The sequence below is a fragment of the Methanosarcina sp. Kolksee genome, assembly GCF_000969945.1.
Classification (GTDB): Archaea; Halobacteriota; Methanosarcinia; order Methanosarcinales; family Methanosarcinaceae; genus Methanosarcina; species Methanosarcina vacuolata.
This window is the reverse complement of record NZ_CP009524.1, coordinates 313,426-335,849: the sequence shown is the minus strand read 5'-3', so window position 1 is coordinate 335,849 and position 22,424 is coordinate 313,426. Positions and strand designations below refer to the sequence as shown.

Here is a 22,424-nt window from a genome sequence, read left to right as displayed (position 1 = left end):
CAATAAGATTTTTTAGTTGCCTGGTGGTTAACTCCATCCTGATTTTAGAAGGCTTCCTTTTGCTAAAAAGCGATAAGTTTTTATGTTTGTCTTGTCAATGGCGTTATGACCAAACTTTTCGATATCCTATGGAAGTTTCAAAAACGTCCCATTTAATTTCCGTATATATCGAGTAATCAAAAAGGAGTGTGAATAAATATGCCAGCAACAGTTAATGCAGATGAATGTTCCGGATGTGGAACCTGTGTCGATGAATGCCCCAATGATGCAATCACTCTTGATGAAGAAAAGGGAATCGCAATAGTCGACAATGACGAATGCGTAGAATGCGGTGCATGTGAAGAGGCATGCCCGAACCAGGCAATTAAAGTAGAAGAGTAAAAAGGTAACTAGTTGGAATAATCTATTTATTCCAATTTTCTTTTTCCTTTTTATCAATCGGTTTTATTAATCGTTTTTATCAGTTGTTTTTATCAATCGGTTTTATCAATCAGTTTTATAAATCGTTTTTATTAGTTGTTTTTATCAATCGGTTTTATCAATCAGTTTTATCAATCAGTTTTATCAATCAGTTTTATCAGTCAGTTTTATCAATCAGTTTTATCAATCAGTTTTATCAGTCAGTTTTATCAATCAGTTTTGTCAATGACTCTTATCTTTCCGGAGGTAGCTTAAATGGTAGCAATTAAAGCGGGTATTTTAGGCGCCACAGGCGCTGTTGGGCAGAGATTTGTAGAAGCACTTGCAAACCACCCCTGGTTTGAGATTACAGCCCTCGCAGCATCCGAGAGAAGCGCCGGCAAAACATATAAAGAAGCCGCAGGCTGGAGGTTAGATACAGCTATGCCGGAAAGCGTTGAAGATATCAAAGTTGTTCCGGTAGATCCAAAAGCCGTAGATGCGGACGTGGTGTTCTCGGCCCTTCCTGCAGACCTTGCCCTGACAGTGGAACCCGAATTTGCAAAGGCCGGATTTGCAGTGGCAAGCAATGCCTCATCCTACAGGATGGAAAAGGATATACCTCTTGTGATTCCGGAGGTAAATCCAGAACATCTCGGGCTTCTCGAAGTCCAGCAGGATGCAAGAGGATGGGACGGATATATCATTACAAACCCCAATTGTTCCACTATTGTCATGACTGTTACCTTAAAGCCTCTTATGCAGTTTGGACTTGAAACCATACAGGTAGCCACAATGCAGGCGATCTCAGGCGCAGGTTTTTCCGGAGTTGCCGCAATGGCAATTTACGACAATATCATTCCGTACATAGGAAATGAAGAAAAGAAGATGGAAACTGAAACTTTAAAGCTCCTCGGAGAGTTCAACGGCTCTGAAGTCGTGCCTGCAGATATGAAAGTAAGTGCTTCCTGCAACAGGGTTCCTGTAATAGATGGGCATACAGAAGCCATCTGGGCCGGAATGAGGGATAAACCAACGCCTGAAGAAGTAAGGGAAGCTTTCCTGAAATTTGACCCAAGGCTGAAAGAACTTCCTTCCGAACCTGCAAAACCTTTAATTGTAAGAGATGAAATTGACAGGCCTCAGCCGCGCCTTGACCGCAACATGGGAAAAGGCATGAGCGTTTCAGTGGGCCGTATAAGAGAAGGAATCCGCTACATCGCAATGGGACATAACACCATCCGTGGAGCAGCCGGGGCAAGTGTGCTGAATGCGGAACTCCTGCATTCAATGGGCAAACTCTAAATCTGGATGGCTTACAAGCAAAATAGAATGAAAAGTGAAAGCCTCACAGCTTAAGAAGGCTTTTGCTTTCCAGCTTTACTTTTCAGACTTACTTTTCAACTTTACTTTTCAACTTTGCTTTCCAGACTTACTTTTCAACTTTACTTTTCAACTTTACTTCGCAGATTTACTTTTCAGATTTACTTTTCAGCTTCGCTACTCATTTTAAATCTATTTCGTTCTTTATTTTTACTTAGTTTAGACCTTTTAAGGATTTCATGAGAAAAGCTTTCTTGCAGCTTCCTCTGCCTTTCTCATAACCTCTTTTACAGGGATGCCACTCGCTTTTGCGATTTTTTTGCAATCCTCAAACTCGGCAGAAATATTGAGCAGTATTCCCTCAGAGTCCCTGGCAATCTTGACCGCAGATCCATATATCTGCCCTTTGACCTCAAACTTAACCGGTTCTATTCGTCTGGCAGCCATCAACCTGTGCCGGGTAGGGATAACTCTCACACCCAGAGACCCTGTTTCGATAATGATTTTCCGGGCGAGTTTTTCAGTGTCTTCAGGTTTTGCGATGACTTTAATAACATGAGCAGGACGGCCTTTTTTCATCGTTGCCGGGAGAATTGCAACATCCCTTGCCCCCATAGCAAGTAACTCCTCAAACAGGTTCCCCAGTACTTCTCCGCTCACATCATCAGCGTTCGTTTCGAGTACCTCAATTATATCCGGAATCAGGCAGGAATCAAGTTCACATAACATTCCCTGCAGCACATTGGGCCCGGCAAGCTCGGAATCCCCGGCTCCATAACCTATTGAAATTACTCTGCCCTGAGGAAAAGCTTCCAGAGGTCTTGCGAAATGAGCAAGAATAGCAGCCCCTGTAGGAGTAAGAAGCTCCTTTTGCTCAGCCCCTCCCCTGAAATAAAATTTTCCTTTCTTGAGAAGCTCAAGGGTTGCAGGCGCTGGCACAGGAAGAACTCCATGTGCGCATTCTATTGTCCCACTGCCTACATTTATAGGAGTGCAGTAAACGGAATCGCAGTTAAGGGAATGGATAGCTGCCGAAGAGCCAATTATATCAGCAAGCGCATCACTCTGCCCAACCTCATGGAAATGAAGCTTCTCAAGGTCAGTCTGCCCATGAACTGAAGCTTCGGCCTCGGCCAGCTTCGAAAAGATATCAAGGGCACTTGCTTCCACACCGGAGGGCAGTTTTGCGGCCTTTACCACGTCCAGAATTTCTGGATATGTACGGACTGGTTCTTTTTCAGGTACGTTAATCCGGACATCCAGGGCCTTTATTCCCTTTTTCATAACTTCTCTTATATCTACGGATACGTTGACAGAAGCTTCTATCAGCTCTTTAACCATTTTTCGGTTAGCTCCAAGATCGAGAGTGCACCCAAGGATCATATCTCCTGCTGCCCCTGAAAAAGGGTTGAATACAAGTGCTTTCATAAAATTCTTTCCTGCATTTCGATTTCTTTTCCTTTTATTCCTTTTAGTCCTTTTTTATTCCCTTTTTATTCCCTTTTTATTCCCTTTTTATTGCCGTTACCCTCTTGCCTGCCCGGCCCTATCCTCTTTGCCGTGGGCATAAGCAGCCGCAATCATATTTGCGATTCTGGCCGCATACGCTCCCGCAACAAAGCCTGCATCAATATTTACAACTGCAAGTGTGGAACAGGATTGAAGCATTGACAGCAGGGCAGCCTTTCCTCCTCCACCGGCTCCGTAGCCTGTCGAAACCGGAAGCCCTATTACAGGCACGTCAACTAATCCTGAGACTATTGTGGGAAGCGTTCCTTCCCTCCCGGCCGCAACGACGATTGCTCCTGGCATCCTGGCTTTCAGTTTATCCAGCGCCGGGATAAGCCTGTGGATTCCCGCAACACCCACATCATAAACCGCAACCGTCTCACAACCCATTTCTGAAGCTACAACCCTGGCTTCTTCCGCAGCCGGGATATCTGCCGTGCCTGCTGAAACGAACCCTACGACTCCCCCGGTTCTAGGGGCAGGCGTGCCGTCATGGATAACAACTGTACGAGCCCTGCTGTTCCACTCCAGTTTATCCTGGCCAAAGGCCTGCTTTAAGGCTTCGAGATGCCCTGGCGAGACCCGTGTAATAAGGGCTCTTTTGCTCTCAGCAACCATGACCCTCGCAATTTCTACCACGTCATCAGGATCTTTACAATCGGCAAGAATAGCCTCAATTACTCCTGTTCTGCTTTTTCTGTGAGAATCAAGTTTTGCTATATCCAGATAAGAGACGAACCCCAGGCCCCGAGCCTGCTGCTCCGCACTCTCAAGATCCATTTTTCCCTCTTTAACAGCCTTAAGTATGTCAGTAAGATCCATGTATTAACCTTTGCTTAAAAGAATTAAATGCTTTAGCAATAAACAGTTTAAATATCAAGTTGTTGGATAACAATTTATTCGTTTGGAGACTTTTTAGAGTTTAGCGCTATACTCATACAAGCTTGATTTTCAGAATTATCTGGTTGTTGCTTTGCAATTTGAGGTAAAAATTCAAAATTCCAAAGCTGAATGAATATAATTAACTAAACATGAAGATGAACAGCGGAAAATGAAGATATCGTTTAGTCTGACTTTTATTTAAAGATTAAACAATATCTTCATTTTGCTATTTCATGTAGAATTGTCCCTGCTGTTATATCTGTTTGAACATCTCTTTTACCATTGAAACTCTCTTTTCCAGATCAGGTCCTTCAAGTTTTTCTACAGCCAAGTCAAGCATCGCTGGTATATCTATATGCTGGGGACATTTTTCAAGGCACTGTCCACACTGTACGCACTGGGATGCATATCCGGTTTCTCCAACTGATAAAGTACCGCTTAAATGTTCAGCATAGAGAAACTTTACACTGTCTACATTGCTAGACATGTAGAGATTGTTATATAATTCAAAACAGAGTGGAATATGCACCCCTGATGGACAGGGCATACAGTATCTGCAGCCTGTACAGCCTACTTTCATCAGTTCACGGTACTTCTGTTCGACTTTCTTTATTAGCTGCAGTTCAGTTTCTGTCAGGGAATTCGGGTAAGCCTCGCCTGCCACCTTAAGGTTCTCTTCAATATGTGTTTCCTCATTCATTCCAGAGAGGACAACAGTGACTTCTGGGTGATTCCATACCCAGCGAAGAGCCCATTCTGCAGCGGTCCTCTTCGTCGGAGCCTCATCCCAGATCTCTTTTACAGCAGAGGGTACTGGATTTGTGAGGTTTCCTCCACGGAGGGGCTCCATAATGATTACTCCAAGGTCTTTTGAAGCTGCATATTCCAAACCCCTGGTACCTGCCTGATTCTTTTCGTCCAGGAAGTTATACTGGATCTGACAAAAGTCCCAGTCATAGGCATCCACTATTCGATTGAAGTCTTCTCCCGAACCGTGGAAGGAGAAACCTGCGTTAATTATTCGGCCATCAGCTTTGGCTTTGTCAAGGAAATCAGCTACATCAAGCTTTTCAATATTGTCCCACAGGTCACCAACAAGAGCGTGGATAAGGTAATAGTCAACGTGGTCGGTTTTGAGTTTCTCTAATTGAGCATTGAGGAATCTATCCATATCTTCTCGGCTCTCTATAAGCCACGAAGGAAGTTTTGTTGCGAGTTTCACTTTTTCACGGTATCCGTCGGCAAGGGCATGACCTAAGAAAGGCTCGCTCTCTCCCATGTGATAGGGCCAGGCAGTATCAATATAGTTTACACCCTGGTCGATTGCATAGCGCACCTGCTTGCTGGCTCTTTCTTCATCTATACTACCGTCTTTTTTTACGGGGAGGCGCATGCATCCGAATCCAAGTATCGAGAGCTCGTCCCCGTTCTTTGGCATTTTTCTGTATAACATTTTAATTCTCCTGAATTTTTGAATTGTTTAGCGGCATTGTGATTGACTAATCACTTACAGGCGAGACCGAAAAAAAGTATCCAGCCTGCCATCTCCAGATAATTGTTCAAATTTCGGTTTGTAGAACACTTCTCTGTTCATTTTTTTAACATAGATTTTTGCAAAGAATTATTCCAATTTGTCAAATGGGATCATGTCGGTCCTGTCGTACAGATCAATATGTCTTGCTCCCGGAACTATGTAGAGTTCTTTGGGTTCGGCAGCTCTTTCATAGGCATCTTCACTGAAATATCTTGAGTGAGCATTTTCACCGATGATGAACAAAATTGGTCTTGGTGAAATGGTATCAATATAGTTCATCAAAGGGAAGTTCATGAATGACATGCTACTTGTAATAGTGAATGCAGCTCCTGCATTAGGATGATGTCCACGCTCCATTCCGTAGTATTCAAAAAATTCACTTGAAATTGGATCTAATCCTTCTGGAATTGAATCAGCTGGTTCACCTGGAAAACCCACCGGCACTTCTGGAGTGCCATTCTCAAAGTCTTTCCATCGCTGCTCGCCCAACTGAACTAAAGTTTGAGCACGCTGTTCATCAGTCATTGTTTTCCCAAATCCATCTCTTATCATGCTACTTATATCATACATACTTGCAGTAGCAACTGCTTTGATACGTGGGTCAACTTGAGCTGCAGTAATTGAAAATCCACCACTTCCACAGATACCGATAGCACCAATCCTGTTCCTGTCCACGAAAGGACGTGTTCCCAAAAAATCTACTCCCGCGATAAAATCTTCAACAAATATATCCGGGGAAGAGACATGTCTTGGTTCACCACTGCTTTCGCCATTAAAAGATTCATCGAACGCAATGGCAACAAATCCTCGTTCTGCCAGATTCTGTGCGTAAATACCAGCACCTTGCTCTTTTACACCTCCATAAGGCGTTCCTATGACAATTGCCGGATATTTTTTTGACTCATCCATATCTTTTGACAAGTACATGTCTGCTACAACGGTAATTCCGTATCGGGTTTTATAGGATACTTTTTCTACAGTTACTTTTTCACTGAGTTCAAAAGTTTTCATACTTGATTCATTTTTAGATTCCATATTTCCCGACATTTTTAATTCTCCTGAATATTAGAATTGTATCACATAATATCGCCACTGACTGACTGAACAGTCAGTAATGATATGGCTTTTAGTATATGTATTTTATGATTGACTAGCCACTCATAAAAAACACACATGAAATTCTTCGAATAACAGGCACAAAGAAATGAAAGTACTTTTCACCGTACCCTTTTTTACTATCGATTTCGTCATTAACTTAGGTAGTAATGTTGTCCTAATTTTGGTTTTTCAAACCATCGCTAAACTAATCAGTAAATTGCCATAGAAGACTTAAATTTGATAAGGAGCAGAAAACCAAAAGGAGTATTGAGAGCCAGTTTTATTCCATACTTTCATGCCAAATTAGCTCCTTACGAATAAGGATATCGGCGTATTTTTCAATGACTTTAAACGTTTTTGAACACTCATATTGTCACAAGTACCTGTTCCCACCCAAACTGACTCTTTGGAATAGGAGTAAAAGCTCTTCGCTGTTTTGTGCGGATTGATAATAATTGCTCAGTTAGGAAGTAGCCAGGTCAAAAAGAGAAACATGAAGCTTGAATATGATTTTCCATAACAAGTGTTTCTAGATATTAGACATGTTACTTTAGCATTTAGAGCCTATCCGAAAAATCAGTAATGCACATCGAAAAGTTACAATAGGTATAAATACCCGGGCACCCGTGTCGATTTTGCATATTGCATATCGTAAAAGTTATAGCAGGTAACCACTTTTCGGATAGGTTATTAGGAGATGAATAAAAGTTACCCATACAAAACAGCGAAGAGCTGGATTCAAAATTAGTAAAAAGCCCCGTGCGTGATTTGAACACGCGACCTAGTGATTACAAGTCACTCGCTCTACCGGGCTGAGCCAACGAGGCAATTGTAAAATACTGCGACTTACCTAAATACAATACTCACAGATAAACTTTATGGCCGGATTCTTTATCCGGAAGCCAGCCGTCTTTATTTGCCTGTGATCTATTCTCTTTTTTGCCGGGTACCAGAGGTTATAGTACATAGACCTCAGAGAGTCCTGTGTCTATCTCGCTTAAGACATTATATCCAGGGTAACTAATAGAAGGATCCGACTCCTATGATTCATATTCTTGAAGCAGAGAGAAAGTAGAGACATTATTGAGAGTAGCAAAGAAGCTCAGGAAAGAAAAAGACTTTATGAGATGTGGAAAAAGGAAGTTTACGAGGCTTGGCCATGGATCGAAGACAACGTATTGAAAAACACGACTGGTTACTCTCAAAAACTCAAAGCATACTTAAACATTATATCTGTCCTGAATCATGTAATGCGAGTTGCTGCAAACATCATATTATTGACTTTCATAGAAAAGAATATGAGAAAATTTTAAAAAATGCAGATAGAGAAAGTGTGAATATTTTAAAATCGAATGCGGTAAAATCAGAGTTGGAAGGATGTTATAAAGCAATAAATGCCGTCGAGCAGTGCCCATTATTGATAAACTCGAAATGTAGAATATACGATAACAGATCGGAAGCATGTAGAACATTCCCTTTTGTAATATTTCAGGATGAGGATGCAGGATTTGGTTTAACGTTGTTATTGTGTCCGATGTCTGTTAACATAATTTACGATTATGCGCAATGGTATAAATCAATAAACTCAACAATGTATAATCAATTAACTTCCATGTACGAACAATATAAAAATATAGACAAAAATAATGATTTTTGTATTCAAATGAAAGAGCAGAATTTAGATTCTTTCATAGAATTTCTTGAAAGGACGTAATCATTAATTTTTCCTTTTTGTGTAATATTCTTAGAAGAAAGGCAGATATAGTATTTTAAAGGCTCTTGTTATTGGTGACCACAAGGACCCAAAGGATCTTTTGAAGAATAGAGATGAGGTTAGTGTGCCCATTAAGCATACGCTCAAAACAGGTGAAGTTTCATAAAATTAAAAAGATTAAATGGATTATAGTTTCAGATTTTTTAGACTTTAAGAAGAAAAGAAGAATTATTAGAGTCTTTTTTAGAAACATAACCGCAAACTTCTAAGCAATATGTATTATTAACCAAATGTGTAATATACCGCTTACGATGTGGCAGGAAATCTCAAAATATGGGCGCAAGCTGGTTGAACACGGGCTTGTTGAATCCAACTTTGGAAATATCAGCCTCAGAGCTGGCGACAGGATGCTTATCACCCGGACAGGCGCCGCACTTGATGAAATTACAGAAAATAACGTTGTTGAAGTTGACGTTTGGGACACTTCTTCCCTGGATATAATTGCATCTTCTGAAGCTGTCGTGCACAGGGAGATTTACAGGCAGACCTCAGCACTTGCAATCATTCACGCTCATGCTCCATATGCGGTTGTTGAGTCCCTGCTCGCAGGCCCTGAAGGAAGAATTTCACCTGTAGATAGTGAAGGGCAGTACTTCCTTGGGGAGATTCCGGTCGTAGGAGGAGGGATAGGCAGCCGCAAGCTTGCAGGAAATCTTGCAAATGCGCTCTCAAGGCATAGAGGCGCTATAGTTTACAGTCATGGGACTTTTGCAATCGGAAGAACACTTGGAGACGCCTATATAGTGACCACGCAGCTTGAGCATTCCTGCAAAGTTAAGTACCTGTACGAGCGTGCAAAAGCAGAAAAGAAAAATAAATAAACTATAAACGCTCGCTTGCAAATGCTTGTTCGTGTGATTCTTTTCTATCCTTAAGAGTGTGACAGCAGAAAGAGAAAATGAGTAAACATAAACGTTCGCTTGTTTAATCCACGATTTATAAGTAAGAGCTTGAAAAACAGGAAATAAAATGAGTAAACTTATCTATTGAGTAAGTGGATAACCATACAGCTTAAGTATAAATATAAAAAAGCAGGTAAACACAGAAATGAATAAATAAGCAAATCCAACCCAGAATACCGAGTAAGACGAGACGCCTGTTTCTGGAGCAGCTTTCTGTTACGAGTATCACCTAAAGAAAAATCTCGAGTACCATGACGTTTAACACCCTGAGACCTTTTGCCTCAAAAGTTATCGACCCACTGGCAGACTATTTCATTAGATATGAGGTATCACCCAACACGGTTTCCATAGCCTCCCTTATATGTGCATTCTTTGCAGGACTGAGTTTTTATTATTCGCCTGCATCCAGGGAATTTATCCTGCTGGCAGGCATCCTGGTAATACTTAACTCTATTTTTGACGCCCTTGATGGGATAATTGCACGGAAATCAAATAGGGCAACCCCAAGAGGTGACTTTCTGGATCACGTCATTGACCGTTACTCGGATGTTTTTATAATATGTAGCATCTTTTTTGCAGGTTACGTTTCCTGGCAGTTAGGAGTTACGGCAATTGTAGGTGTGCTCCTTACCAGCTATCTTGGAACCCAGGCCCAGGCGCTCAGCCTTGGAAGATACTATGGAGGGATAATGGGCAGGGCTGACCGACTTGTAGTCATAATTCTTGCAGCCTTTGGCAACTTTGTATTTCCAGGTCCAATTGCAGGTTTTTCAATTCTTGGCTGGGCCGTCATTCTGATTGCTGTAACCAGCCACATAACAGCAATCCAGAGAATCTACTATATATGGAAAGAGCTGCAGTAACAACATCCTTTTTTTAATAATTTTGCAACTTAGTTTTATTTCAATTAGAGTTCTGTCTCAATTCGTTGTCCAGATTTATTGTCCAGATTTGTTGTCTAGATTCGTTGTCAGATTCGTTGTCTAGGTTTGTTGTTTAGGTTCGTTACCCAAGTTAAGGGAAATTCTAGGCTTGAAAACAGATTTATGTGGTAAATAAGTTAATGTAACAAAAAACACAATTACCTGGCTATGTCATCTCAAGGAAAACAGTATGAGTATCTGGATCACACTGCAGATATAAAGTTCCAGGCTTACGGAAAAACTCGAGAAGAAGTATTTGAAAATGCGGCTCTCGCTATGTTTAATGTCATAATTGATACAGGAAAAATCTCGGGAGACACCGCAAGAGAAATTTTTCTCAAGTCACCTGACCTGGAATCCCTGCTTGTGGACTGGCTTTCTGAACTTCTATATCTATTTGAAGTTGATGAAATCGTTTTTAGGGAGTTTCGAGTTGAGAAAATAAGGGAAGAAAAAGGTGAATATTCAATAACAGCTCAGGCACTGGGCAAAAAGTACTATCTAGAAAAACTCCCCTTTGAGACTGAAATTAAGGCCGTTACCTATAACCAGTTAGAAATAACGAAGACTGCTGACGGCTGGAAGGCTCAGGTTGTTGTGGATATATAAAGGCGCAGAAGTTTTCTTCCGATTTCCCGGAATTGGTTCACCGAATACTGGCTGTTTCTCCTCTAACTACTAGCACCATGCATATCTTCATGTATAGGAATTATCCTATTCTGCACTATAATATCTCAAGTACTATAATATTTCAAGTATATCTCAAGTATATCTCAAGTATATCTCAAGTTGAATTATCTAGTCCTGAATTGGTTCAGTCATATTTAGATCGACTTTGTTATATCAAACATTTAGATCGACTTTGTTATATCGAACCGATCTTAAATCCGTTTCCAAAATTCATTGTGGCTCTAATCCAGCCTGACACAGTATATCTTGATCACATTTCCAAATTAATATGCAGAACCCCTGGAAAACGGAAGATAAATTAGTAGTTCCAGGATTATATCTAAAGCATGAAGGAGCAGGGAGCATAAATCATGGTAGAGAGTGAAGATACAGCTATTGAGGAATTAAGCACGGAAAATATACAGAAGGATGTAAAGGGTATGGTCAGGAAGCTTTCCGAAAACGAATGGGAAATTCCTGTTGGCCACATCCCTAACATGCGGGTTCCAGGCCGCCTGTTTGTATCCCAGAGTTTGCTTGAAGGCATTGAACCCGAGACTATCGACCAGATTGCAAATGTAGCAACCCTACCTGGTATTCAGAAGTACTCCATGGCAATGCCTGATGCTCATCTTGGCTATGGCTTTGCTATAGGGGGAGTTGCCGCTTTTGATGTAGAAGAAGGTATTATCAGCCCGGGCGGGGTGGGCTTTGATATCAACTGCGGAGTAAGGTTAATCCGTACCAACCTTCAGAAAGAAGAGGTAGTTCCAAACATAAAGAGGTTAACTGACGAGCTTTTTAGTAATGTGCCCGCAGGCGTTGGTTCCAAAAGCCGGATCAGGGCGTCGGATAAAGAACTGGACAGTGCTTTTTTAGAAGGGGCAAGCTGGGCTGTAGAAGCCGGGTATGGCGTAGAAGCTGATGTCAAGCACTGTGAAGCTAATGGGTATATGGAAGGAGCTGACCCTGCCCAGGTAAGCACAAAAGCCAGAAAAAGAGGAAAACCTCAGTTAGGAACTCTTGGAAGCGGCAACCACTTCCTTGAGGTGCAGTATGTTGATAAGATCTATGATCAGGAAATAGCCTCAACCTTTGGGCTTCAAGAAGGCCAGGTTACGGTAATGATCCACTGTGGGTCAAGAGGTGCAGGGCACCAGATCTGTACTGACCACTTAAAGGAACTCTCTCAGGCCGTAAAGAACTATAAAATAGAAATTCCGGACAAACAACTTGCCTGTGCCCCTGCCCAGTCAATGGAAGCCCAGAACTATTTTAAAGCCATGCTCTGTGCTGCAAATTATGCATGGGCAAATCGTCAGATAATTACTCACTGGACAAGGGAATCGTTTGAAAGAATATTTGAGAGAGATGCTGACGACCTGGGCATGGATTTGCTTTATGACGTTGCTCATAACGTGGCAAAACTTGAAAAACATACCGTGGACGGCAAGAAAAAAGAGGTGTATGTACACAGGAAAGGAGCAACAAGAGCCTTTCCTCCAGGGCATCCCGAAGTCCCGGCCGTATACAGAGATGTAGGTCAACCAGTGCTGATTCCTGGAAGCATGGGAACTCCTTCTTATATACTATGCGGTTCAGAAGAGGCTATGAATGTTTCTTTCGGTAGTGCCTGTCATGGGGCTGGCAGGGTCATGAGCAGAGCACATGCAAAGAAAGAATTCCGCGGACAGAGCATAAAAGAAAACCTTGAAGCTCGGGGCATTACAGTAAGAGCCACCCATCCTTCAGTCATTGCAGAGGAAGCTCCGGATGTATACAAGTCCAGCAGCGAAGTGGTAAATGTCGTGCACGAACTCGGAATTGCCCGTAAGGTCGCAAGAGTCCTTCCTTTGGGGGTTACAAAAGGTTAACTAAGATTAAACGACCGGTTTAAACAATAAGTGTCAGAAATTATAGGCTTCAGTACCTGAAGTTTCTATGGGAACTTTAATCTACGGGCTAAAATTTTACCCTTTAATTTTAGCCCTGAATTTTAGCCCTGAATTTTAGCCCTGGATTTTAGTCCTGAATTTTTTCAATTGGGTCATAAAAATATTTTAGTTATTTTCTGGTTCTGGCCAATATATCTTTGAACTCCAGTAGACCTTTGAACTCCAGTAGATCTTTGAACTCCAGTAGATCTTTGAACTCCAGTAGATCTTTGAACTCCAGTAGATCTTTGAACTCCAGTAGACCTTTGAACTTTTTCAGGTTATTCGAATCAATTTAATCGGGATCTTTCATTGATTCTATCAAACATAAATCTGAACTGTCAGGTTCTCGCCCCTGGAAGAACCGAAATACAATCATGCTCGAATATGAAAATGTCTCAAAAGGCGTGCCGTTTTCCCGGAATATATTTGAAAAATACTTAACTAGATTACGAATAACCCTTTCATCTTTGAAGTCATGGAAAATGGTTACTGATTCGTTTCCAGGTTCAAGGGAGATTTCTATATTTTTGACAAGCTGAGTTGCAAGGTACATTTTTCTAAAATGAACCAGCAAGTCCGGAAGAGTCATTTCACTTATCAACTGCTTGCAAAGGCGCTCAAGAATTTTTGTCGGGTTTGGGACTTCTCCAGTTGCAAAAACTTCAAACTGGCTCCGATGAAGAGTCACGAGGTTGAACCGCTCAGCACTATAAGTATACATAAGCTGAGTCCAGAACTCAGTATTGTCGTCCAACTCCTTACATAAAATATCAAGATATCCAAAATTCTTCCGGATTCCGGGCATAATTTCGTTCGATGAGATAGAGGTATTTCTTTTGAAAGAAATCTGGGTCGAGTTTGATCTCCTGAAAACATGCTCAACATCAAGCTGTTTCCATCTTGAAAGAAAATGAGCCACAAGCTGAGCAAAAAAGTCTCTACTGTGTACTGTCGAGTTGGAAATAAGTACCAGTGCAGATTCAGGATTATTAATATCTTCACACTTTATTGAAGTTCGAATTACCCATTGATAGCTTCTGGAAACCCTATTAAGGTAATCTTCGAGTTGTTTCATATCCTGGATCTCAAATGGATTGATAAGCTCATTAACAAGATCCTCATCCGTTAGCCTACCCTTGGTACACCTGAACAGCCATTCAAGCATCGTTTTATTTATAACGATGTTCTCTCCGTTCTGGATTGTCTCATTTAACTCTTCTTTTGCAGGAGTTTCTTTTAAAAATCGAATTGCTTCATCAATACTTTTATGACATAAAAGAGCTGTATCCGCAACTTCAATGGTATCCCTGACTGCGGCACTCAAATTTCCATTATTGGCATCCAGAAGGGGCTGTAACTTTTTAAGGTATTTATCATCCAGGGAAATGTTCTTTCTGATCAGCATATTTCCACCCGATAGATCCGGTTTCCTGGCTATTTATGCTATGATCCGTTTTGATGCCCGTAAGATTCAGGACTTTTTGTGGTTTCCGGTTAGAGATTTAGAAAAACATTTTTTCTTAAGAAGTACACTTTGAGTTCTAAAAGTTCTTATTTAGGACTCTATTTATGATACTGGTAAGTGCTACCGAATATTAAATCTTTCTATTTATTACTACTCTTTGATTATTAGGATTAAAAGACGTTCCATCCAAAGTCCCGATTAATTTTAAAATATAATAACAATATTGGCATACCTATAAATTCCGTCGAATTGCCTGGATGTATATTTTAGAATGTTGTCCTACTTTCAAAGTGTAATTAATTTTCGTTAGAACGTTGAACTGAAAGCTTGACAAACGACTGGAAACGAATGGTACTGGTTCACAACTCTTTATATATATATGTTAAGAGAGTGTACAATATGTAAATTAAAAACATTGGGATGTAAGTCGGACTGCTATAACCTGGAAGATCGCATTATTGATTTCACCCTATCCTTACAGTTTGTTTAACCTTCGATTATCTACCCTAATTTAATTTTGAGAGTATAGGTTGACATGTTCAAAAGCCGTGAGTTTCTGAGTAGATTGTATAGCTCCTGCTTAAGCGCAGGATAAAAACTCACAGGTTATTACAATTTTCCTGAAAACTCACAATCTTCAGAGGCAATAACAGTCCCAAAAAGCGAGTTTGGGAGTGGAGTCATAAGTACCTGGCAGGTTCAGATGGATTATTTAGCCAGCCAGGGACTTTTCTCCTGATGAAGGACAGAAGCTTATCATTATCTTTTCCTTTCTAGCTCATCCATAACACACTTATTTGCCCTTAAATTCATATTATTCCTATTCACTGGCATTATCTCCTGGCTTACCAAAATATTCTATTTTTGGCTCTTTGCCATCCTATGACAAAATGATTTTCAATTCAAGATCACATTTAGTCACGAAGCTAAATAATGCAACTGCCGATGAGGCACAGTGGAGTTTTTTTGTTGCAACAATTACAGGCATAACTATTGGTTTTTATGAGGACACTATGGAGATAGCCACACAAAACAACGAAAAGTCCTATCATCTGGAGATCAGACTTAAGAGTAGATAAAAATAATATGAAAGTAGACACGTCAAAAAATATTCTCAAAGTAATATAGAGGATAAATACAGAAAGCACTGAGGGAAGCAAAACCAAAAAAATCAAGAATAAGAACCTGAATCAGATGAAAATACTACAAAACTTTTTAAAAGAAGAAAAAAGCAAAGGAAAATTTCCTCTGCTTTTGAGTCCTGAGACTCTCTGTAATTTTATTCTTTTTGATTATGTCAACTTGGTTACCGGGTGGTTTTCCAAGTCTGCGATCTCGACACCAAGTTCCTTTGCAGTTTCACCGAGCATGATGTCTACCATTGCAACAGCCGGGAAAATCTGGTTTACGTTCTCGATTGGACCGTAGAGCAGGTAGTCGGACCCTGCAATCAGAGCCACCAGGTTGGTACCAATATCTGCAGGCATGTAGATTGCCTTGGGGTCAGGCTGAGTCTTCTTGAATTTGCGGAGCCAGTCCCATGCAGAAGCCATGTTGTGGTATCCACCACCAATTGGCAATCCGAATTTTGCTTTCAGTGTGGGTATCGAACGGATTGTTGCACCTGAGCCTGCACCAAGAGGCATGGCTGCAACATCGATAATGGGATACTTTATTCCACATTCCTCTCCGACCTGGAGCATACCCTTGGTCTGTCCGGAACCGCCGACTTCAAGGATATCTACCTTTCCTTTTACGGTCGGGTCGGTTGCATTGAAGGCAAGAACGATTGCAGCTGATACGTCGCTTTCTGTGAGAATATCGATTTCTTCCTGTTCAATACTTGCGTTGATCGAGTTGTGGATTGCCCTGTCTGCAACACCTATTTCAGTACAGTACTGAGCTGCGGCTGCACGCACATTTCCAGCTGAGGAGTCGATCAGGAAAGGTGTCCTGTCGTCAATCTCAATGAACCAGTCGATATAGCGCTTGATCGCTTCAGGAGTTTCTCCTACAATCTGGTTCACATAGGGGAGACCTGTGGCGTCGCTCAGTGAGACCTGGGTGTTCCAGAGGGTTTCTGCAGCTGCCCTGTCGAAGATACCCTTATCTTCATCGGTCACAATCTTGTGCCTTGCATAGAACATAGTACTGACTAATACGGTTGGGTTTTCACCCGGCTGTCCACCGAATTTAACTCCACCTATTTCAAAAACTTCCTGTTTCTTGTCAAACTTGAACATTTTGATCCCTCATTTACATGAACATTGATGATACCACGGTATATATCAGGAAGAGCAGCAGGCCAATAAATCCGCCGTACAGAATTCCAATATCCCTTCCTACTTTCTTTCCGATTTTTTGCGCAACTTCACTGTTGACAAACTCAATCTTTTCATCGATCTTATCGAGCCTTTTCATTACTTCGTTAAATTCACCTGGCTCTACAAATGCTGCTGGTGCTTTTCCATCCATATTATTTCACCTCTCACCAGACTAGTAACGGGAGTACGATGACCATCAGCAGCGAAAAGATGAAACCTGCTGCAAAGCCGATCACTCCGGTAGCCGCAACCCCGGAATCCAGCTTCTGGTTTCTCGCAATCAACTGTGCTCTATATCGAATGCTCTCAACAGTAGCATCAATCGCGCCCATCTGAGGGGCAAGCACCATTGGGACGCCTTTATCGTATTCTTCTGCCATTTTCATTACCTCCCTAGCAGTAAGAACCCAAGCAGGGATATGGTTATTGTCAAACCAATCATGGCACCTTCGATCTTTCCTGCGTGAACTCCTGAGTGGAACTTGTTCAAGTTTCCTATATCAAGCATGCGGGATTCAATTGCTTTCAGTCTGCTCCGGATAACTGCAATTTCCCCGGAGACAGGCCTGACAACGCCGCCCTCTTCTTCTTCTCCGCCCTCTTCACTGATTTCCACAACCAGTGGTTCTGCATCAAAGGCACCCGGGTCTTTTGAGGCGAGTTCTCTCACCTTGGAGGTAATAGCACCCATGTCTTCAGTATCCAGAAGGTTGACAACCTCAACCTGTTGCTGGAAGCGGGCAATTGCATCTGCATTCAGGTTTTCCACATATGGAATTGCGCCTACTGCCCCTGCAATCCTGTTTTCTTTTACACCGTTTGCATGGAGGGCCATAATTGACTGCCCGGTAACGTGCCCCTTAACTTCAGAGCCAGTTACAAGCAGATACCTGATATTAGGATTTGAGATAACGTGGGCAACTACCTTTTCAATACCAAGATTTTCGGTTTTACAGGACCCTGTAACGGCTGCTCCTGCATCAAGGACTGGCTTTCCCGGGAGGTGTGATCCGCAGGTAATTACCAGTACACAGTTCTTGGCATCGCCTACTTCATATTCTCCTTTCAGGATAGGCCATCCTGGGGCTGGTTCTCTCTTATCTGCCATTTTACACCACCCCTTTCATCAAACTTGATATATATATGATAAGAGCCAGTAGCCCGCTGAAGGCAAGACCTACAACAACTCCGTAGAAAGTGTTTCCATAAAATCCTGCCATATAGGAGGTGTTCTCACGGCCTGGCCAGGAATTAAGAAGCGGTTTGCTGGGCGAAAGGGAATTCAGCAGGTCTTCTGCAATTGCGTCCAGTTTGTCCACTCTCTCAAACACGGGTTCCATAGAATACTGAATCGAGTCTTTCCGTTCTTGTGTCACGGTTCCCGTGTCTGGGTCCAGAACTAAATTTATCTCGGGAGCTATTCTAACCATGCTCATTGTAGTTCCTCCGGACTTGGCAGCATACCACTACCAACCACTGCGTATGCATCTCTCTTAATGAGTGCGTAGTGCTTGCTAAAGGCAAAATACCAGATGACAATTCCTACAAGCATGTTTAAGCCAGCAGCCATTAGTCCTTCATGGAGTGAAGAAGCAAAGCCTGCAATTATTAATGCAATTGCTCCCTTTTCAACAGCAAGCATAAGGGTTCTGTCCTGCTTCTCATCAGGTCCCAGGCTAGCGTTGAAGGGGTGAAGGATTCCCATACCACCTATTATAAAGATCAGTGCAATGTATCCATTTGCAACGACGTTTTGGACAACTAAAGCAAAATCGAAGGATCCAGCAATGACGACGCTCAGCCCGATAATTACGAGAGTACCTGCACCTGCAATCTCTACCATTGCTTGTTCCATAATGGGGATACCCATTCCAATTACTCTGTTTGCAAGGGCACCAATAACACCACCTATAATTGCTGCTACAATAAATGCAACTATGGGCCCTGCAGGACCTCCTATTGAAAGCCCGAAAAGAGCTGCTATAATACCCATACCGAGGGATAGCATACCTATTGATGGGACACCTGTACCAAGTCCATAGCTTGCGACACGGCGAACCGCATCAGCACCCCAGACCGTTGCACAGATTGCCCCAATTCCTCCGAAGAAAGAATATGCTGGAGGCATGAAGTTGCCAACGTAGATTCCGACAAGGCCGCCGACTATACCTAAAGCCATTATTGTTTGTGGAGGATAACCGCCTTTGGCTTCTCCTCCTGCTCCACCTGCAGACATTTTAGATACCTCCAAGCTGTGCAATTGCAATTACCGCCACGATAGAACACAGTAATGTTGCTACGAGGGAGGAAACTACCGCCTTTGGCCATTTTTTGAATTTAGGATCGTGGAACCCTTCAATTGTACCTCCTATGTTATAGGAAGGAATTACAGCGTTCACAAAGAAAATACCTATTGCGAATATTGCTGCAACTGCTACAAGCTCATGTCCTGTGACAGAATTGGTAACTCCAACCGCTTCCAGGCCTGCGTTCATACCCACTTCTATGAGTGAATAGTAAACAAGGGACCCTCCGATTCCACCAAGGCCACCGCCTATAACTCCACTCACAAAACTTACTGTAGGAAGTCCATGCCCTTCAGTACCCTGGGATACATAAAGGTCCTGCCTGTACTTTGTAATAGGATCAACTTTTACTTTTGCTGAAGCAGGCACAACACCCACACCATAAACATAGACCCAGGTACCAACGATCATGGTCACAGCGATCATAATCATTGCGCCCACTGCGCCTGAGGCAAGAATTAGCGGAAGGTTGTCTGTTACATTCATCATAAAGCCTGCACTAACAAGCCCTGTCAGACCGGCACCTGCTGCCAGCTGCACTGTACCTGTACCAATACCGGTTGCCTGAGCCATAGCTGCAGGTGCACCGCCCACAGGCACAAAGTGAACACTCCAGGAAATCAGAACGCCGCCGATTGTGATAAGGGCCATCCAGATAATGTTTCCAAAGATAGCGTCAATCATGCTGAAGCCTCCTCAGCCTTATCTTCTTTGTAAGGTCCAAATGCTTTGCGGGCTTCGACTTCCATCTTCCAGTTCCAGATAATTAAAATAAAGACAATGACAACACCTGCAACAACAGAAAGCCATCCCATGGTCAGACCTTTTGCAGGATCAAAAATAGTTGTTACCCAGCTTCCCAGGAATACAGTCATACCAAAAGCAAGCCCTGTGACAGGACCTCCGAACTTAGCACAGAACCAGGAGTTATCGAAACCATCCCTGAGACCAGATTCGGCATATCTTACAATGTTTCCTGAGTTCGAAGCATTCAGCCCTGAACCAAATTCAAACTGCTGGAACTCACGTTCGGCACCGTAGTGGACGTCGCCTGTTGACGATCCAATTGCACCTACTGTAATACCCCAGATAAAAGCCAGCATAGTTAGCGGGAAGGGGTGTCCGAGTACAACGGTCATCAAAAACGATACCACTAGAACACAGAAAGTTGTTATGAACGCATATCCCATAATTGCTGGGGTGTGAGATCTTATCATATCAAGATAAATCGGCTGCTTGAACCGACTCTGACTGGCACATCTGCCCATTGTAGCAGTTACCGCAAAGGTACCGTGTACGCATGCTGCAATGAGGGAACCAAATACCAGTGCAAAAAGTGGGGACATCGTAAACTCACTTATTAGTACTGTTGCAACGGCTGCACCGATCGAACACATTAATGCATTTGATGGTGGTTCTCCAGATATCGCTTTGTTAAATATTCTGTGGGGAAACATCATTTGGGGAGCTAACTGCACCTGAGAGTTAGGGTTACTCTGCGAACCGATATCAGATTCCAGGTCCTCTGAGGCACCTGCAATGGTCGCAGCCACTCCAATAAGTGCAAGCACTCCCATGCTTATGAGTGGTTCCATTCATTTTCCTCCTTTGTATTATTACATGTAATAAGGTGGATTCAAAAAACGCTGTACATTTTTTTAAAATCGTCTGCCATATCATTACAAAGAAATATGATTATGACGCGCGTTAATTTTTTGATTAGAGAGGATCATTCATAAACCTTTCGAAATATGTAGGCTTTTAAAATATTATTATATGCCTATATAATATACAATCAATTTTATAAGACAGCCAGCGCAGGTAAAAATAAACAAAGTCGTAAATTTATATAAATAAAAAAATTCAACTCTCCCCAATATAATATAAAGATTCCGATTGTAACTAATGAATTTTTGTATTTATTTTCAGGAATATAATTAATAATTTTATATTAATAAGTTTTCCCGATGTAGTTTTTATATTAGAAATATTTATAAAATGTACGATCTATTAACTTTCTCGTTTATTTGAGAAAAGAAGATGGTATGTTTTCTGTGTCATATATAAAAAATTATTTAACACTGTTTGCACCCATCGTCAAAATATATTTTTCATAAGAAACTATATATTTAATATAAAAACTATATATAAATAAAATTAGATTGTGCGACTGGTAACATTTATTTATATATAAATATGTTGGCTGCTTTATTAAATAATAATAAGACAAAAAACTGTTTGGCTGCAATATAAGAGAAACTCACTGTATAGTTTCAATTTTTACTTATCCAGACATTAATTATTTTAGAAATTTGGGAATTTGGCTAATATTTATCTCGACTTTGTCAGATTAGACAGTTACTCCAATCGCTGATATTGATTTCACTACGAACAATATACTTGGTATATTAGATCTAATGATGGCGTTTTACTCTGTAATGTGACATCGTCAAGTTATTTACGAATTTGATTTCTGCAGGCATCAGAAAAGGATTTTTATATTTAGTTTCCTTGCATAATGCGTGATTTTAGGAGCTTCATCTTTTGCCGGCCGCCCTGGGGATTTAAAGGAACATGTTGAGTCCATAGAATTGTATCTCCCCAAACTTGGGATCTACAAAGGTTCGACACTTGAAATTGAAAAGCTTGACCGGGTACTTGACGAAATCTCGATACACGATTTTGCATATACAGTTCACGCCCCTTACTCTGCTGGAGACTTGAAATATCCTTCAGCTCTCCAGGTTGATACTGCAAAAATGAGCGAGAGGGAATTTACCCTTATGGAAGAATCAATCTCGCTTGCAGGCCGCATAGGAGCCCCTGTTGTGGTATTACATCCGGGTAGGATTGGACCTGACAGGGAAAAATCTTATTTTTCGATGGTCAAAAATCTCAGCATGCTTGCATCCGTGGCTGAAGATTATGGGGTTATTTTGGGCCTTGAAAACAAGGAAGGTACAGATCCTTCGAATTTTTGCTGCGAAGCCGAAGAGCTTTCCCGGACCATAGAAGCTGTGAATTCCGAACACTTGAAAGCCACCTTTGATATAGGACACGCAAACCTTACCTGTGGAGGTGATCCTGAAAAACTCAAGGAATTTGTCCGAACCTTGAAGAAGCATATTATCCATCTTCACCTGCATGATAATAGTGGGCAATGGACAGAAAAATACGATGGAGATGAGCATATGGCTCCCGGAGAAGGTTGTGCGGACTTTTCAGTCCTGAAATTGCTTTCGGGATACAGAGGCGTCTATAATTTTGAGGTATTCTCTCTTGAAGATATTCTGTTTGGAAAAAAGACCCTTGAAAACGCCTTCAAGCTATAAAATTTGCTTAAATCTGAAAAAAGAAGAACAGATGGGTTCTGGTAAGA

At 41.7% G+C, this 22,424-nt stretch carries 22 protein-coding genes and 1 tRNA gene; 9 read left to right on the top strand and 14 right to left on the bottom strand.

Annotated features, from left to right (window positions below; translation table 11 throughout):
- Positions 1–198 precede the first annotated feature (198 nt).
- A complete protein-coding gene (locus MSKOL_RS01560) occupies positions 199–381 on the top strand; it encodes a 4Fe-4S binding protein (protein WP_048153341.1) in 183 nt (60 codons plus the stop codon).
- Between the two features lie 294 nt (positions 382–675).
- A complete protein-coding gene (gene asd / locus MSKOL_RS01555; RefSeq protein WP_048153340.1) occupies positions 676–1,704 on the top strand; it encodes an aspartate-semialdehyde dehydrogenase in 1,029 nt (342 codons plus the stop codon).
- Positions 1,705–1,959: 255 nt separating this feature from the next.
- Here asd and larC read toward each other — a convergent pair whose 3' ends face one another.
- The 5 genes from larC to MSKOL_RS01530 form a co-directional block, all read right to left on the bottom strand.
- Positions 1,960–3,150 carry a nickel pincer cofactor biosynthesis protein LarC gene (gene larC / locus MSKOL_RS01550; protein WP_048153339.1) on the bottom strand — a complete coding sequence of 397 codons (1,191 nt, stop codon included), beginning with the start codon at positions 3,148–3,150 and terminating at the stop codon, positions 1,960–1,962.
- Positions 3,151–3,246: 96 nt separating this feature from the next.
- Positions 3,247–4,053, bottom strand: a complete 807-nt coding sequence (gene larB, locus MSKOL_RS01545) for a nickel pincer cofactor biosynthesis protein LarB (RefSeq protein ID WP_048153338.1) — start codon at positions 4,051–4,053, stop codon at positions 3,247–3,249.
- Between the two features lie 313 nt (positions 4,054–4,366).
- Positions 4,367–5,566 carry an aldo/keto reductase gene (locus tag MSKOL_RS01540; protein ID WP_048153337.1) on the bottom strand — a complete coding sequence of 400 codons (1,200 nt, stop codon included), beginning with the start codon at positions 5,564–5,566 and terminating at the stop codon, positions 4,367–4,369.
- Positions 5,567–5,734: 168 nt separating this feature from the next.
- The gene (locus tag MSKOL_RS01535) at positions 5,735–6,694 is read right to left on the bottom strand and encodes an alpha/beta hydrolase (RefSeq protein ID WP_048153336.1); all 960 of its coding nucleotides are present in this window, start codon (positions 6,692–6,694) and stop codon (positions 5,735–5,737) included.
- 804 nt (positions 6,695–7,498) lie between these two features.
- Positions 7,499–7,572: transfer RNA gene (locus MSKOL_RS01530), tRNA-Thr, on the bottom strand.
- 332 nt (positions 7,573–7,904) lie between these two features.
- On the opposite strand from MSKOL_RS01530, the gene MSKOL_RS01525 reads away from it, so the two are divergent.
- The 5 genes from MSKOL_RS01525 (at position 7,905) to MSKOL_RS01505 (ending at position 12,887) form a co-directional block, all read left to right on the top strand.
- Complete coding sequence (locus tag MSKOL_RS01525) at positions 7,905–8,459, top strand: YkgJ family cysteine cluster protein (protein WP_048153335.1); 555 nt, start codon at positions 7,905–7,907, stop codon at positions 8,457–8,459.
- Between the two features lie 290 nt (positions 8,460–8,749).
- A complete protein-coding gene (locus MSKOL_RS01520; RefSeq protein WP_332310032.1) occupies positions 8,750–9,340 on the top strand; it encodes an aldolase in 591 nt (196 codons plus the stop codon).
- 332 nt (positions 9,341–9,672) lie between these two features.
- On the top strand, positions 9,673–10,284 hold the full coding sequence (locus MSKOL_RS01515; protein WP_048117197.1) for a CDP-alcohol phosphatidyltransferase family protein: 612 nt from the start codon (positions 9,673–9,675) through the stop codon (positions 10,282–10,284).
- Between the two features lie 228 nt (positions 10,285–10,512).
- Positions 10,513–10,953 (top strand): archease, encoded by a 441-nt coding sequence (locus MSKOL_RS01510; protein ID WP_048117194.1) that lies wholly within the window; start codon positions 10,513–10,515, stop codon positions 10,951–10,953.
- Positions 10,954–11,384: 431 nt separating this feature from the next.
- On the top strand, positions 11,385–12,887 hold the full coding sequence (locus tag MSKOL_RS01505; RefSeq protein WP_048153334.1) for an RtcB family protein: 1,503 nt from the start codon (positions 11,385–11,387) through the stop codon (positions 12,885–12,887).
- A 355-nt stretch (positions 12,888–13,242) separates the two neighbouring features.
- On the opposite strand, the gene MSKOL_RS01500 is transcribed toward MSKOL_RS01505, so the two are convergent.
- Complete coding sequence (locus MSKOL_RS01500) at positions 13,243–14,355, bottom strand: hypothetical protein (RefSeq protein WP_048153333.1); 1,113 nt, start codon at positions 14,353–14,355, stop codon at positions 13,243–13,245.
- Positions 14,356–15,287: 932 nt separating this feature from the next.
- Between MSKOL_RS01500 and MSKOL_RS20595 the strand changes: the two genes are divergently transcribed.
- Complete coding sequence (locus tag MSKOL_RS20595) at positions 15,288–15,494, top strand: hypothetical protein (protein WP_197078804.1); 207 nt, start codon at positions 15,288–15,290, stop codon at positions 15,492–15,494.
- A 213-nt stretch (positions 15,495–15,707) separates the two neighbouring features.
- On the opposite strand, the gene mtrH is transcribed toward MSKOL_RS20595, so the two are convergent.
- Genes mtrH through mtrE form a run of 8 tightly spaced genes read right to left on the bottom strand, consistent with a single transcriptional unit; the run spans position 15,708 to position 20,640 of the window.
- A complete protein-coding gene (mtrH, locus tag MSKOL_RS01495; protein WP_048153332.1) occupies positions 15,708–16,658 on the bottom strand; it encodes a tetrahydromethanopterin S-methyltransferase subunit H in 951 nt (316 codons plus the stop codon).
- Positions 16,659–16,671: 13 nt separating this feature from the next.
- Positions 16,672–16,890 carry a tetrahydromethanopterin S-methyltransferase subunit MtrG gene (mtrG, locus tag MSKOL_RS01490; protein ID WP_011306266.1) on the bottom strand — a complete coding sequence of 73 codons (219 nt, stop codon included), beginning with the start codon at positions 16,888–16,890 and terminating at the stop codon, positions 16,672–16,674.
- A 13-nt stretch (positions 16,891–16,903) separates the two neighbouring features.
- Positions 16,904–17,125, bottom strand: coding sequence for a tetrahydromethanopterin S-methyltransferase subunit F (locus MSKOL_RS01485; RefSeq protein WP_048117182.1), 222 nt, complete (start codon positions 17,123–17,125; stop codon positions 16,904–16,906).
- The gene (gene mtrA / locus MSKOL_RS01480; protein ID WP_048117178.1) at positions 17,125–17,847 is read right to left on the bottom strand and encodes a tetrahydromethanopterin S-methyltransferase subunit A; all 723 of its coding nucleotides are present in this window, start codon (positions 17,845–17,847) and stop codon (positions 17,125–17,127) included. Before mtrA ends, MSKOL_RS01485 begins: the two co-directional genes overlap by 1 nt.
- Position 17,848: 1 nt before the next feature.
- Complete coding sequence (locus tag MSKOL_RS01475) at positions 17,849–18,175, bottom strand: tetrahydromethanopterin S-methyltransferase subunit B (protein WP_048117176.1); 327 nt, start codon at positions 18,173–18,175, stop codon at positions 17,849–17,851.
- Positions 18,172–18,975, bottom strand: coding sequence for a tetrahydromethanopterin S-methyltransferase subunit MtrC (gene mtrC, locus MSKOL_RS01470; RefSeq protein WP_048153331.1), 804 nt, complete (start codon positions 18,973–18,975; stop codon positions 18,172–18,174). The genes MSKOL_RS01475 and mtrC overlap by 4 nt, the downstream gene beginning before the upstream one ends.
- A 1-nt stretch (position 18,976) precedes the next feature.
- Positions 18,977–19,729, bottom strand: coding sequence for a tetrahydromethanopterin S-methyltransferase subunit D (gene mtrD, locus MSKOL_RS01465; RefSeq protein ID WP_048153330.1), 753 nt, complete (start codon positions 19,727–19,729; stop codon positions 18,977–18,979).
- Complete coding sequence (gene mtrE, locus MSKOL_RS01460; RefSeq protein ID WP_048153329.1) at positions 19,726–20,640, bottom strand: tetrahydromethanopterin S-methyltransferase subunit E; 915 nt, start codon at positions 20,638–20,640, stop codon at positions 19,726–19,728. Before mtrE ends, mtrD begins: the two co-directional genes overlap by 4 nt.
- Positions 20,641–21,567: 927 nt before the next feature.
- On the opposite strand from mtrE, the gene MSKOL_RS01455 reads away from it, so the two are divergent.
- The gene (locus tag MSKOL_RS01455; protein WP_048153328.1) at positions 21,568–22,377 is read left to right on the top strand and encodes a sugar phosphate isomerase/epimerase; all 810 of its coding nucleotides are present in this window, start codon (positions 21,568–21,570) and stop codon (positions 22,375–22,377) included.
- Positions 22,378–22,424: the final 47 nt, after the last annotated feature.